This is a genomic window from Pandoraea terrigena (genome assembly GCF_902459705.1).
Lineage (GTDB): Bacteria > Pseudomonadota > Gammaproteobacteria > Burkholderiales > Burkholderiaceae > Pandoraea > Pandoraea terrigena.
Window position 1 is genome coordinate 354,503 of record NZ_CABPRU010000003.1, and the last position, 14,221, is coordinate 368,723.

Annotated in this window: 11 protein-coding genes and 1 other RNA gene; 11 read left to right on the forward strand and 1 reads right to left on the reverse strand. The window is 63.8% G+C overall.

All coding sequences use genetic code 11. The annotated features are described in order from the left end of the window. Nucleotides 1-157 precede the first annotated feature (157 nt). The 4 genes from PTE31013_RS09255 to PTE31013_RS09270 all read left to right on the forward strand — a co-directional run bounded on the left by PTE31013_RS09255 (nt 158) and on the right by PTE31013_RS09270 (nt 3,708). Complete coding sequence (locus tag PTE31013_RS09255) at nt 158-958, forward strand: META and DUF4377 domain-containing protein (protein WP_150612513.1); 801 nt, start codon at nt 158-160, stop codon at nt 956-958. A gap of 9 nt (nt 959-967) precedes the next feature. After that, entirely contained in the window at nt 968-1,417 is a 450-nt protein-coding gene (locus tag PTE31013_RS09260; protein WP_150612514.1) for a TM2 domain-containing protein, read from the forward strand. Nucleotides 1,418-1,426: 9 nt separating this feature from the next. Further along, nucleotides 1,427-2,362, forward strand: a complete 936-nt coding sequence (locus PTE31013_RS09265) for a Rossmann-like and DUF2520 domain-containing protein (RefSeq protein ID WP_150612515.1) — start codon at nt 1,427-1,429, stop codon at nt 2,360-2,362. 197 nt (nt 2,363-2,559) lie between these two features. Next, the gene (locus tag PTE31013_RS09270; RefSeq protein ID WP_150612516.1) at nt 2,560-3,708 is read left to right on the forward strand and encodes a PA0069 family radical SAM protein; all 1,149 of its coding nucleotides are present in this window, start codon (nt 2,560-2,562) and stop codon (nt 3,706-3,708) included. 66 nt (nt 3,709-3,774) lie between these two features. On the opposite strand, the gene PTE31013_RS09275 is transcribed toward PTE31013_RS09270, so the two are convergent. Continuing rightward, the gene (locus PTE31013_RS09275) at nt 3,775-4,263 is read right to left on the reverse strand and encodes an Lrp/AsnC ligand binding domain-containing protein (protein ID WP_150612517.1); all 489 of its coding nucleotides are present in this window, start codon (nt 4,261-4,263) and stop codon (nt 3,775-3,777) included. Between the two features lie 105 nt (nt 4,264-4,368). On the opposite strand from PTE31013_RS09275, the gene PTE31013_RS09280 reads away from it, so the two are divergent. The 7 genes from PTE31013_RS09280 to PTE31013_RS09310 all read left to right on the forward strand — a co-directional run bounded on the left by PTE31013_RS09280 (nt 4,369) and on the right by PTE31013_RS09310 (nt 13,983). Then, nucleotides 4,369-5,655 (forward strand): D-amino acid dehydrogenase, encoded by a 1,287-nt coding sequence (locus tag PTE31013_RS09280; protein ID WP_150612518.1) that lies wholly within the window; start codon nt 4,369-4,371, stop codon nt 5,653-5,655. Nucleotides 5,656-5,760: 105 nt separating this feature from the next. Further along, on the forward strand, nt 5,761-6,894 hold the full coding sequence (ald, locus tag PTE31013_RS09285; RefSeq protein WP_150612519.1) for an alanine dehydrogenase: 1,134 nt from the start codon (nt 5,761-5,763) through the stop codon (nt 6,892-6,894). A gap of 270 nt (nt 6,895-7,164) precedes the next feature. Next, complete coding sequence (gene ubiG, locus PTE31013_RS09290) at nt 7,165-7,863, forward strand: bifunctional 2-polyprenyl-6-hydroxyphenol methylase/3-demethylubiquinol 3-O-methyltransferase UbiG (RefSeq protein ID WP_150612520.1); 699 nt, start codon at nt 7,165-7,167, stop codon at nt 7,861-7,863. Between the two features lies 1 nt (nt 7,864). Beyond that, a complete protein-coding gene (locus PTE31013_RS09295) occupies nt 7,865-8,590 on the forward strand; it encodes an HAD-IA family hydrolase (protein ID WP_150612521.1) in 726 nt (241 codons plus the stop codon). 111 nt (nt 8,591-8,701) lie between these two features. Beyond that, the gene (locus PTE31013_RS09300; RefSeq protein WP_150612522.1) at nt 8,702-12,709 is read left to right on the forward strand and encodes a DUF748 domain-containing protein; all 4,008 of its coding nucleotides are present in this window, start codon (nt 8,702-8,704) and stop codon (nt 12,707-12,709) included. Between the two features lie 30 nt (nt 12,710-12,739). Continuing rightward, nucleotides 12,740-13,098: a transfer-messenger RNA gene (ssrA, locus tag PTE31013_RS09305) on the forward strand. Nucleotides 13,099-13,425: 327 nt separating this feature from the next. Continuing rightward, entirely contained in the window at nt 13,426-13,983 is a 558-nt protein-coding gene (locus PTE31013_RS09310) for a sugar O-acetyltransferase (protein WP_150612523.1), read from the forward strand. Nucleotides 13,984-14,221 lie beyond the last annotated feature (238 nt).

A 14,221-nucleotide genomic window follows, 5' to 3' on the forward strand; every position in this document is an offset into this window, starting at 1 on the left:
TCATGGCGATGACCACGCGAGGAACTGCACCGACCGCCATTCGGTCAATCTTTCATGTACTCCGGACTGCGCACGGCGTCCGCCGCTTCCGTGCGTTGCGACACTTTCGCCGCGTGTGCCCTCCCGGCACGCTCGGCCACTAAGCCAAGACAAGATCATGACCCAACGCCGACTCTCGTTCCTGCCCGCCTCGCTCGCTACCTATATGGCAACGCTCCTCGTGCCGGCGGCCATGCTCGCTGGCTGCGCCGCCCCGTCGGGCGGCGGCGCCAGCTCGTCGTCGGCGTCGCCCGGTGCAGCCGCAACCGCCCCCGCCGACATTCTCGGCACCTGGCAACTGATGCGGTGGGAAGGCATCGACGACTTGCCGAGCCTGCCGGAAAGCCGCGCCATCAACCTGACTTTCAACGACAAGGGGGCGTTCTCGGGCTCGGGGGGATGCAACCGGATCTTCGGTCAGTACACGGTGGGGCCGGCCAAGGGCCAGGTTAGCCTTCAGGCGCCGGCCACGACGCGCATGGCCTGCCCGGACTCGATGGCCTTCGAAGACCGCTACCTGCAGACGCTTCCGCGCATCACCCGTTTCGAACGCCGCGACACGCAGTTGATTTTGCGCGCCCCGAACGGCGAAACCCTGACCTATGCGTCGCAAACGCTCCTGGATCGTCCGGTTGCCGGCACCGCCGCCAAGACGGAAGACCGTATTGTCGATGTCGATTCGCAAATGGCGGATTGCGTGGGCGTTGCCCCGCGAAAGTGCTTGCGCGTGCGCAACGCCGACGATTCTGGCAAAGCGCCGTGGGAGCTCTGGTACGCCCACATCGATGGCTTCACATGGAAGCCCGGCGTAGAATACCGCGTGAAAATCCATGGCGAACCCATCGCCAATCCGCCCGCCGACGCGTCGAGCATGCGCTGGACGCTGGTCGAAGTCATTCGCGAAACGCCTGCCCGATAATTCTTCCCCATGAACGCAGTCGCCTACAAATCCAAGACCCTGACCGCCGGCCTGGCAATGCTGTTCGGCACGCTGGGCCTGCATCGTTTCTATCTGTATGGTCTGCGCGACCGCTTCGGATGGGCCCACATCGTGGGGTCGGCCTGCGGCGTGGCAGGCTGGGCGCTGCTTGTCACGAGCGATTTGCACTCTCCCGCAGGATGGGGCCTGACGATTCTCGGCGGCATTTCGCTCTTCTCCGCATTCCTGACGGCGATCGTCTACGGACTTCGCCCCGACGAACGCTGGAATGCCCAGTTCAACGCCAGCGCCCAGCGCAAGTCGCGCTCGGGATGGATCGCCGTCATCATCGTCAGTGTGTCGCTGTTTGTCGGCGCGATGTTGTTGATGGTCGGTCTCGCCGTGGCGTTCCAGACCTATTTCGAAACGCACGACACGCCGAATCGCCTGTCGCAGTAACGCGCGAGCATGACGACACTCTCCACCGCCACTGCCCCCCGGCCAACACTGGGCTTCATCGGTGCCGGCCGCGTCGCCTGCGCACTCGCGATCGCGGCGGCGCGTGCAGGGTATGACGTGACGGCGATCGCAAGCCGTCGCCTCGACGTGGCACAACGCGTCGCATCCGCCCTGCCAGCGTGCGAGGCCCTGCCGATCGACCGCCCGGAGGACATGAACGCCATCTTCTCGCGCGCGGACCTTGTCTTCCTGAGCGTTCCCGACGACGCCATCGCCACGTGCGCCGCGCATCTGTCCCCGCGCGCCGGTCAGGCACTGGTGCATTGCAGCGGCGCGTCCGAGGTCGACCTGCTCGCGGCCGCCCGCCACCAAGGTGCGCAAATTGGCGGCTTCCATCCGCTGTTTCTTTTTGCCGGCCTTGATGACGACGCGATACGCCTCTCGGGCAGCGCCATCACCATCGAAGCGGACGCACCGCTGAACGATACGCTCCACGGTCTTGCCACGGCCATGGGTTGCCGTGCCCTGTCGATTCCGGCGGGCGAACGGATGCGCTATCACGCCGGCGCCAACTACGCTGCCAGTTTTCTGTTGTGCCTGCTCGATGAAGCCACCCAGCTCTGGCAAGCCATCGGCATGCCCGAAGCCGATGCCCAAGAAGCCATGTGGCCGCTGGTCATGGGTACCCTCAACGCGGCCCGCGAGCGCGGACTTGCCGGCGCGCTTGCCGGCCCGGTGTCGCGGGGCGACGCAGGCATCGTCACCCGCCACACGGAAGCGCTTGCCTCGATGGGCGGCAATCACGCGACGCTGTATTCGCTCCTGACGCTTCGGGCGATTCACCTCGCCCGTCAACGCCCGAACGCCGATCGTGCCGCACTCGACGCCATCGCGCGTGCCATCGCCCCGTATTTGCCGCCATTCGCCCCAGAACGCGACGCATAAGGCCATCCAGCGTCCCCCGCCCGTCCCTCCGCTCAGCGCTGCCCTCCCGGGCCAACTCGCCGTGCTCGTCCATCCGATCCTCATCATGCGGGTCATGCGCGTCACCTCGAATACTGTACAAAAAAACAGTATAATGACTAGCATTCCTCGCGAACGCCCTGCCTTCGCATCCCGGACTGCCATCTAGGAGACGAGCCATGGCTTCCTCATTCGCGCCGCCCCCGTCACGCAAGGGCCGAGGCGCTACCGGCAATCTCGAATCGCGCTTTTCAGCATTCCGCCGCGAAAGCGACGAGACCCGGCATGAATCGGACGCAGCCCAAGAATGTGAGGTCAAGTTCGTCACGCAAGTCGCGCTGGAGCACGCGCGGACGATCATCTCGCGCAATCAATCGGCAGACATCCCCTTCGACCGTTCGATCAACCCTTATCGGGGATGCGAGCACGGCTGCGCGTATTGTTTTGCGCGTCCCACGCACGCCTATCTCGGTCTGTCTCCGGGGCTCGACTTCGAAACCCGCCTTTACGCAAAGCACAACGCCGCCGAGCGCCTCGACGCCGAGTTGCGCAAGCGCGGTTATCAGCCTGCGCTGCTGGCACTCGGCGCAAACACCGACCCGTACCAGCCCATCGAACGCGAATACGGCATCACCCGAAGCGTGCTGGAAGTGCTCGAGCGTTTCGGCCATCCCGTCGGCATCACGACGAAATCCGCGCTGGTCACGCGCGACATCGACATCCTGTCGCGGATGGCACAGCGCGGTCTGGCCCGCGTATTCATCTCGGTGGGAACACTCGATGCCGACATCGCCCGCAAGATGGAGCCGCGCGCCAATACGCCCGCGCGTCGTATCGACGCGATTCGCAAGCTCACCGATGCGGGCATCCCGACCGGGGTGATCGTGGCGCCCATCGTGCCCGCGCTCACCGATTTCGACATCGAACGGGTGTTGGCGACAGCGGCACAAGCCGGCGCAACGTACGCGGCTTATGTGATGCTGCGACTGCCGCGCGAAGTTCACGACATTTTCGTCACGTGGCTCGAAGCGCATTACCCGATGCGGGCACGCCACGTCATGAGCCTGATCGAGCAGGTGCGCGACGGCAAACACAACAGTTCCGAATTTGGTACGCGCATGCGCGGCACTGGTCTGCACGCGGAATTGATCCGTCAGCGCTTTCATCTGGCGGCCCGCAAGTTGGGGCTCAATCAGGCGAGACCGCCGTTGCGGAACGATCAGTTCAAAGTCCCCGCGCCTTCCCCCCCGGCTGACACTGCCAACGGACGGCGCCCCCCCTCCCCACGTCCGGCTGACACCGCCGACCCGCAGATGCCCCTCTTTTAAGACGGCTTCCCGACCCAAACGCGCCTTGCGTTCTCCTGCGTGCTTTGACGCCATCCGGCGCCCCACTCATTCGTCGACGTGGATGGTGAGCGTCTCCTTGATCTCCTCCATCACGACATAGCTCTTCGACTGCACGGCACCGGGCAGTTGCAGCAGGATGTCGCCAAGCAGCTTCCGGTATTCGGACATCTCTCGAATGCGCGCCTTGATCAGGTAATCGAAGTCGCCCGAGATGAGATGGCACTCCATCACCTCCGGAATCCGCAGCACTTCCCGCCGGAACTGATCGAACATGTTGCCGGACTTGTGATCGAGCGTGATCTCGACGAACACCAGCAACGAGGCGCCAAGCGCGGCCGGATTCACTCGCGCGTAGTAGCCCATGATCACGCCGTCGCGCTCCATGCGCTTCACGCGTTCGATACACGGCGTGATCGACAGCCCCACCTGCTCGGCGAGGTCTTTCATGGACATCCGCCCGTCTTGCTGAAGGAGGGCGAGGATGCGCCGGTCAAGCCGATCCAGCGTCCGGATCGATTGCTGCTGGACTCTCATTATTTATTCCTGAATTTCAGGCTATATACATTAACTAAACCTACCAATCAGATAATAGTATGCCAATTATTACTGGATAACCATGGTTTTACAGGAGTCAACGCAATGAAGGTCATCGTTCTCGGTAGCGGCGTCATTGGCGTCACCAGCGCCTATTACCTGGCGAAGGCCGGGCACGACGTCACGGTGCTCGATCGTCAGGCCGGTCCTGCGCTCGAGACCAGCTTCGGCAACGCCGGCCAGATTTCGCCGGGCTACGCCTCGCCGTGGGCAGCACCGGGCATTCCGACGAAGGCCATCAAGTGGTTGTTCCAGAAGCACGCCCCGCTCGCCATCCGTCCGGACGGCACGCTCACGCAACTCAAGTGGCTCTACCAGATGCTGCGCAATTGCACGCCCGAGCGTTATGCGGTCAACAAGGAACGCATGGTGCGGATCGCCGAGTACAGCCGCGATTGCTTCCGTGCGTTGCGTGCCGAGACCGGCATTCCTTATGAGGGCCGTCAGGCGGGTACGCTGCAACTGTTCCGTACCGAGGAGCAACTGGCGAACGCCGCGCGCGACATGGCGGTGCTTGAAGAGGCCGGCGTGCCATTCGAGTTGCTCGACAGTCACGCACTCGCCAGCGCAGAGCCAGCATTGGCGGCCGTCTCGCACAAGCTCACTGGCGGCTTGCGCCTGCCGAACGATGAAACCGGCGACTGCCAATTGTTCACTACGCACCTGGCGGCGATGGCCGAGGCGCTCGGCGTGAAATTCCGCTATGACATGCCGATCGACGGGCTGAACGTCGCCGGTGACAGGATCGACGGCGTGGTCTGCGCAGGTACGGTGCAGCGCGCCGACGCCTACGTGGTCGCGCTCGGGTCGTACACCACGCCGTTCCTGCGCGGCATCGTCGACATCCCCGTGTATCCGCTCAAGGGCTATTCGATTACGGTACCCATCGTCGACGCCTCGCGCGCGCCGGTGTCGACCGTGCTCGACGAGACCTACAAGATTGCCGTCACCCGTTTCGACGACCGCATTCGCGTCGGCGGGATGGCCGAAGTCGTCGGCTACGACAAGACACTCAACCCGGCACGCCGCGCCACGCTGGAAATGGTCGTGAACGATCTGTATCCAGGCGCCGGCAATACGGCCGAGGCCTCGTTCTGGACGGGGCTGCGCCCGATGACCCCCGACGGCACGCCGATTGTCGGCGCCACCGCCCTGCGCAATCTGTTCCTGAACACGGGACATGGCACGCTGGGCTGGACGATGTCGTGCGGTTCAGGCCAATTGCTGGCAGACCTGATGTCCGGACGGCGGCCGGCGATTCTGGCCGACGACCTGTCAGTGGCACGCTACGGCCGCGCGCCCGACGCGCAGGCCCAACCGGCCTTCGCCTGATCATCCAGACGGCACCTTCGGGTGCCGTTTTGATTGGCGCCGCCGCAACCTTGGCACGCGCTGTCGTCACTTTTGGCTGTCACATCACAAAAAAGGAGACGCATCATGAAAATCGGTGTACCGAAGGAGATCAAGAACAACGAATACCGCGTCGGCATGACGCCTGCCGCCGTACGCGAAGTCGTCGCGCGCGGGCACGAAGTGTGGATCGAAACCCAGGCCGGTTGCGGCATCGGCATGGACGACACCATCTACGCCGCCGCCGGCGCCCGCATTGCCGCCACCGCGATCGACGTGTTCGACCGCGCAGAGCTGATCGTCAAGGTCAAGGAGCCCCAGGCCGTCGAACGCGCCCGGCTCCAGCCCCACCACACGCTCTTCACGTATCTCCATCTCGCGCCCGATCCCGACCAGACCCATGACCTGCTCAAGAGCGGCGCCACGTGCATTGCGTACGAGACGGTGACATCCGTGAATGGCGGGCTACCGTTGCTCGCGCCCATGTCCGAGGTGGCCGGACGCATGTCGATCCAGGCCGGCGCTACCGCACTGGAAAAGACGCATGGCGGGCTGGGGTTGCTGCTCTCCGGCGTGCCAGGGGTGGAAGCGGGCAAGGTCGTGATCCTGGGGGGCGGCGTCGTAGGTACCAATGCCGCGACGGTGGCCGTCGGCATCGGCGCGCAGGTGACGGTCATCGACAAATCGGTCGACGCGCTGCGCCGCATCAGTGCACAGTTCGGTGGTCGCGTCCAGACGGTCTACTCGACGCAGCATGCCATCGAAACGCATCTGCGTGACGCCGATCTCGTCATCGGCGGCGTCCTCATTCCGGGGGCGGCCGCACCGAAGCTCATCACGCGCGCAATGCTCGGTCTCATGCGCAAGGGCGCCGTCATCGTCGACGTCGCGATCGATCAGGGCGGTTGTTGCGAGACGTCTCACGCGACGACGCATGCCGACCCGGTCTACGTCGTCGAAGGGGTGGTGCACTATTGCGTCGCCAATATGCCGGGCGGCGTGCCGCGCACCTCGACGTTCGCGCTCAACAACGTGACGTTGCCGTTCATTCTGCAATTGGCCGATCACGGACCGGTCGCGGCCATGCGTGCCGATCCGCACCTGCTTGCGGGACTCAACGTGGCACGCGGCAGGGTGACCAACCGTGGCGTTGCCGACGCACTTGGCCTGGCCTATCACGATCCGCACGCCGTGCTGGCGGACTTACCGGCCGCAGCATAGGCGTGACGGCGTTGGTCCGCTGAAGCGTTGACGCGGTGCCTGGGGTCGTCCAACCCGGCGTCGCGTCAGTGTCACTCCGGCGCTCCCGCGTCCCCTGACGCATGACGCGCTGGCCGCGGGCCCGCGCCACGCCTCGCGCTTTGGACATGGGCACACTCCCTTCGTTATACTTGCCCCATCTCGACGGCGCCCGCCGGTCAAACCCGGTACCCAGGCAAGCGTTATCGCGCGGCATCCTGCCTGCCCCGAGCCGTCCCTGTCCATGAGCAAGTGATGAACGCCGACCCGCAAGAACTCAATAAATTCAGTGAATTGGCCCACCGCTGGTGGGATCCGCACAGCGAATTCAAGCCGCTGCACGAGATCAACCCGTTGCGCCTCGACTGGATCGAGCAACATGTGCCGCTCCAGGGCAAGCGCGTGCTCGATATCGGGTGCGGCGGCGGCATTCTCTCCGAATCGATGGCGCGCCAGGGCGCACACGTCAAGGGGATCGACCTGTCGAAAAAAGCGCTCGGCGTGGCTGATCTGCATAGCCTCGAAGTTGGCCTGTCCATCGACTACGAAGAGATTTCCGCCGAGGCGCTCGCCGCACGCGATGCGGGAACGTATGACGTGGTGACCTGCATGGAGATGCTGGAACATGTACCGTCGCCGGCATCCGTGGTGGCGGCCTGTGCAACGCTCGTCAAACCGGGCGGTCATGTGTTCTTCTCGACGCTTAACCGCAATCCGAAGGCCTGGCTGCTGGCCGTGGTCGGCGCCGAATACGTGTTGCGCATGCTGCCGCGCGGTACGCACGATTACGCCAAGTTCATCCGTCCGTCGGAACTCGCGTCGTTCGCCCGCGCCAGCGGCCTGACGGTGCGCGATCTGCGAGGCATGACCTACAACCCGCTGAGTCAGCATTACGCGATCAACCGGGACACCGACGTCAACTACATGATCGCGTGCACCCGCGATGCCTGATATGTTCGAGCCCCCCGCCCGAGACCTCGCAACGCCTTTCGGCACTGCGGCGCAATTGCTGAACGGCAACGTTCGCGCCGTCCTGTTCGACCTGGACGGCACGCTGGCCGACACAGCGCTCGATCTTGTCGCCGCCGTCAACAAGGTACGAACCGACCGCGGCCTGCCGCCAGGACCCTATGAGACGCTGCGCCTGCAAGCGTCGCACGGCGCTCGCGGGCTGATCGGCAGCGCCTTCGGCGTCGCCCCCGAGGATGCGGCGTTCCCCGCCCTGCGCGACGCGTTCCTCGCCAATTACGAAGCCGCCCTGTGCGTGCAGAGTCGCCTGTTCGAGGGGATTCCCGCGCTGCTCGAGGCCTTGGCGGCCCGTGGCATGCCGTGGGGCATCGTGACCAACAAGGCGACCCGCCTGACGCATCCGCTCGTGAAGTTGCTCGGGCTCGCCGACAGCGCCGCGTGCGTGGTGTCGGGTGACACAACGCCGCACAGCAAGCCGCACCCCGCGCCCCTGCTGTATGCCGCCGAGCGCATCGGCATCGCCCCCGGACATATCGTGTACGTCGGCGACGACCTGCGCGACATCCAGGCCGGCAAGGCGGCAGGAATGGCAACGGTTGCCGCGGCCTATGGGTATTGCGGCGACGCGCAGGCCCCTGTCGAGTGGCAGGCGGACGCCGTCGTCGAACACGCGGGGGCGATCGCCCCGCTGGTGATGTCACCGGCCTGAACGGCCGGGTCATTGCCTCCCGGGACGGGGCCGCCGCGGCCACTCCCGGGTCTGTCCCGCCGCGCAACAGTGGCGCGGCGCGTGCTTCACTGGCGACTTACGGGAGACCGCATGGCCGAGCAAGCGAACGATCGCAAACCCCCTTCAGAATCATCGGCATCGTCCGCAGACGGCTCTCGTCTGCAGCAAGGACTCGTTCGCGCACGCGCGCTCGGGCGCGACCCCGACGTGCGCCGTCGTGCGCGCAAGGCCAGCTTGTGGACCGCCGGTGTGATCGCCGTGTTCGGCGTCATCGGCTATTTCACCATTCCGGCCGTGGTCAAGCATTACGCCGTCGAAAAGCTCTCGGCCTATCTAGAACGACCGGTCAGCGTGGGCGACGTCAGCTTCAATCCGTACACGCTGCGCCTGGACCTGCACCAGGTGCACATCGGCGACAAGACACCGGGGCAGCCGTTCGTGGACGTGGGCATGCTGCGCGTGAACGCCTCTTGGAGCTCGCTGTTCCGCTTTGCGCCGGTCGTCGACGAGCTTTACGTCGACACGCCGGTGCTCAACATCGTGCGCACGGCCCCGCAACGCTTCAACTTCTCGGACATCATCGATCGCGCTACTGCGGGAGCGCCGTCGCCCGAGCCGTCGAAGCCTGCGCGCTTTGCACTGAATAATGTTCAGATCAAGAACGGTACGGTGCGTTTCGACGACGCCGTGCAAAACGAAAAGCATGTGATCGACCATTTGCAGGTCGGTGTCCCGTTCATCGCGAACCTGCCGGCCGACACCGATATTTTCGTGCAGCCGCTGCTGCAGGCGTCGATCGACGGCTCACCGCTGCGTATCTCGGGCCAGACCAAGCCGTTCGCCGATTCGCTGGAATCAACGGTCGACATCAAGCTTGACCGGTTCGATCTGACCAAGTACCTCGGCTATTCGCCGGTCACGGTGCCCGCGCAGATCAAGAGCGGCGCGATCAGTACCGATCTGAAGCTGCGCTTCACCCGTGACAAGAACGGCAATCACGTCGTGCTCACGGGCACCGCGGGATTGTCCGATGCCGTCGTCAACGAGCCGGACGGCTCGCCGCTTGTCGCCGTCAAGCAGGTCGACGTGAAGCTGGGCAAGGTCGAACCGCTGGGCAACGTCTATCACATCGATAGCGTGCGGATCGATGGTCTCGACCAGCACGTCACGCTGGAAAAAGACGGCTCAATCAATGTGGCAAAGGCGCTACTTCCGCAGCGTCAGGTCATCAAGGCGGTGGGCAAGGCCGTCGATCAGGCGGCAGCGTCGCCGCGCGCGAGCGAAGCGGCCAAGGCGGCACCGAAGGTCCCGGCCGAGCAGACGGCACGACCCGCATCGCCGGCGTCGGCGGCCGAGGCGGCCCAGGCGAAAGCGTTGGCCGCTGCCCAGCCTGCGCCGCTCGACTTGATGGTCGGCGACGTCTCGCTTGTCAACAGCAAGGTGCGCTTGACCGACGAGCGCGGACCGAAACCGGCGAGCCTCGCACTGGAGAACATCCAGATCGGCGTGAAGCAGTTCTCGACGCTCGGCAAGGACCCGGCAACGTATGACGCATCGCTGGGCATCCAGAGCGGCGGCTCACTCAAGGCGCACGGCCAGTTCAGCCTGCCCGCGTACAACGCAAGTGGTGAACTCGAGGCCCAGTCGATCGCGCTCGCCGCCCTGCTGCCCTTCGCGCAAGGTGCCCTGGCGGGTGACCTGAAGAGCGGCACGATCGGCGTCCAGGCCAAGTTCAGCGCGGCGTTTGCCCCTGACAAGCAGCCCAACGTCCAAATCGAGCCGGCCACGGCCACGCTTGAGAAGATCGAGTGGCTCACGGGTCTCAAGGGCGACCCGCCGGTCAAGCTCGCCAAGGCGGAAGCAAAACTCTCGCGCTTCGATCTGGGGGCCCGGCAAGCGGTGGTCGACGAGGTTACCGTCAGCGGGCTGCAGGTGTCGGCACGCCGCGACAAGGATGGCAAGATCAATCTGCTCGCCCTGACCGGCGACGGCCAGCCGAAAGTGGCTGCGGGCCGCGCAAAGGGTCTCAAAGCGCGCGTCGGCACGGAGCGTGGCCGGCACACGTCGGCCATGCCGGCCAAGTCGACCGCATCGAGCGCCCCGGCAAGCGCCGGTGGCTGGCAGTGGAAAGTCGGCAAGGTCACGCTGGAAAACGCGAGCATCGGTTTTGAAGACCGTGACGTCAAAGGCCGTCCGATCAACGCAACGTTCGCGCCGCTCAACGTCAAGGTGCAAGGCGCGTCGCAAGACATGAGCAAACCGCTGCAATTGGAAATCAGCGGCACGCTCAACAAGAAGGGGGTGCTCAACGCCACCGGCCAAGTCACGCCGCAGCCGCTGGCTGCCGACCTTCAGATCAAGACGCAACAGCTCGATCTGGCGGCGTTCGACTCGTACATGAGCGACCAACTGAACGCAAGCATCGCGAGTGCGCTGCTCTCCAGCAACGGTCGGGCGACCTTCGCGATGAAGGGCAACACCCCGCAGGCGACCTATCGCGGCGACGCCACGCTGGGCAACGTGCGCCTGCTCGACAAGGTGACGGCCGACGACTTCATGCGTTGGAACGCGCTGTCGGTGCAACAAATCAATCTGGCGGTGGGCAGTGGCAAGCCGAACGTCCAGTTGGGCAGCATTGCACTGTCGCGCTTCTACGCGCGTTTGATCATCAACGCGAACGGGCGCTTGAATCTGGCCGATGTAGTCGGCAACAAGGAGGCGGCACCGCGTTCGCTGACGCGCGCGAACGAAGGCGTGCCGCTCGGTGGGGCGACGGCCAAGCCACCGCTCGATGCGGCGGCGTCGGCCGTTGAAGCGGGGCAGCCGACGGCCGCCGAGACGCCGGTGCAGAAACCTGGCGAGACGACGGCACAGCGAGGCCCGGGCTATGGCGCAGGCAAGGCGCTGCCCGCGGACGTCCGCATCGGACGCATCACGCTGCAGGGTGGCAACGTCAACTTCACGGACAACTTCGTCAGGCCGAACTACACGGCCAATCTGACGGATATTGGCGGGCACATCGGCGCATTTGGTACGGCGACGACCGAGCCGGCCGAGGTCGCGCTGCAAGGCAAGGTCAATCGCAATTCACCGATCGGCATCAACGGCAAGATCAATCCGCTCGCGCCGATGGCGTTCGTGGATCTGAGTGCCAAGGCCGACGGCATCGAGCTGACCAATCTCACCCCCTACTCGACGAAGTACGCGGGCTATCCCATCGAAAAGGGCAAGCTCACGGTCGATGTGCACTACCTGCTCGATCAGGCGAAGCTCACGGCGAACAACCACATTTTCATCGATCAGTTGACGTTCGGGGATCATGTGGACAGCCCGACGGCCACCAATCTTCCGGTGCGTCTGGCGGTGTCGCTGCTGAAGAATTCGCGCGGCGAAATCGATGTGGACATCCCGATTTCCGGCTCGCTCGACGATCCGCAGTTCAGCCTTGGCGGAGTGATTTTCCGGGCTTTCGTGAATTTGATCGTCAAGGCGGCGACGGCGCCGTTCAGTTTGCTGGCGTCGGCGTTTGGCGGTGGCGACCAGGAGTTGGGCTACGTCGAGTTCGCACCGGGCAGCGCGCGCCTGGCGCCCGAGAGCGAGAAGCGGCTCGAAACGCTGGTAAAGGCGCTGACGGATCGCACGGCGTTGAAGCTGGATATCGAGGGTCGCGTTGACCCGGCGAAGGATACCGAGGGTCTGCGCAAGGTGGCGGTGGAGCGCGCGATCAAGGCGCAGAAGGTGAAGGCGATGGTCGGCAAGGGCGAAAGTATCGATGTGGACAGCGTGAAGGTGAGCCCGGAGGAGCGCAGCAAGTATTTGACGGCGGCTTACAAGGCGGCCGACTTTGCCAAGCCGCGCAACATGATCGGGTTTGCGAAATCGCTGCCGGACGACGAGATGGAAAAGCTCATGGAGACGAACGTCAAGGTAGGCGATGACGATCTGCGGGCGCTGGCGGATCGGCGGGCGCAGCGCGTGCGGTCGTGGCTGGACGGCAAGATCGCGTCGGATCGGCTGTTCGTGGTGGCACCGAAGCTCACTGCGGACGGCATCAAGGACAAGGGGGCGACAACACGGGTGGACTTTGAACTTAAGTAGGCCATTTGTGTCATAATCAGCATTACCACAGGGGCCGACATGGTTTCGACGTGGGTAGCGAAGCGAATCAGGGCATACCGAGGACCCGTCACCTCGTTAATCAATGGGAAAATTAGTAACTGCAAACGATAACTCGTACGCACTGGCTGCCTAAGGGCGCCTGCCTCGCACTAGCTCTCTGACGGGTTAGGGTAGCAATACCAAGCGAGGTCATTTACGTCAGATAATCTCCGGTGGTGCCACGGCGCCGGGGCCCAAAATCAAGTGGATCGCTGTTGCGTAGCGTGTTCGTCCGCGACAAAACGGTTAAATCAAATGACTGAACTAAGTATGTAGAACTGATCGTAGAGTACTTGCGGACGCGGGTTCGATCCCCGCCGGCTCCACCAACAACACTTCCGAAGACTGTCTCAGTCTTCCGTAAAACCCCGATAGAGCAAGCCTCTTCGGGGTTTTTCTTTTCCTCCATCGATTATTCCCATTTGCGCTTTTCCGGTGGTACGTGGTGGTATTTGTGGTGGCCCAATGAATCTGGTCGCTGATTTGGGCGAGAATGCTCAGCACATGGCGTTTGGCGTTACGCGGCGGCGTGCGCGAGCTTTTCATCGAGAGTCGCAGTTCCGCCGGCAGCCGCAGCATTCCGGAATCAGTTGTCCACAACACACGCGCGATTTGCCACTGAAAGCCACAGGATACGAGCCGGAGAAAAATAACGAATGCCGAAAAATGATCGCATCAAGATGATTGCCAGGAGAACACCGGAATCAGCGGCCATGTCAGCAAACATCAAACGGGCGATGGCAATCACCGCAACGCTCAACCGGTTGACATTCAACGATATAGATGAAGTCCGAGCGTTGTTCAGCGATCTCATCGGCAAGAAAGTGGACGACAGCTTTCTATTGATACCGCCGTTCTATACGACCGGCGGGGTCGATATCCGCGTCGGGCGCAATGTCTTCATCAATCAGAATTGCACGTTTTATGACCTTGGCGGGCTCGACATCGCCGACGATGTGATGATCGGTCCAAACGTGAGCCTCATCACGTCCGGGCATCCCATCGAACCCTCCCAGCGGCACAACGGCGTCATCGCAAAGCCCATCGTGATCGAGAGGAACGTCTGGATCGCAGCCGGAGCGACCATCATCGGTGGAGTCACCGTAGGCGAGAACTCGGTTGTCGCGGCGGGATCGGTCGTCACCAACGACGTTCCGCCGAACACCCTTGTCGGCGGAAATCCAGCAAAGGTCATTCGTTCGATTGCTGACTGACAAAACGTCCTTACCCCTTGAACCGCCATTGAAACCTTCCCGAAGCCGCCGTTCGGGACCGCGCTAATCCCCTGAGCAAATACGCACTGGGCGGACGGCTGTGTTTCAAGCCCGCGCGGCGACGATACCGCGCATCCTCGCGCATGCGCTGTCCCATGCGACAATTCCGGGAGCCACCGCCACCCTACCGCGCCCGAGCGCCGTGCCGCGGCACGACATCCCGGGACATCCAAGGCCA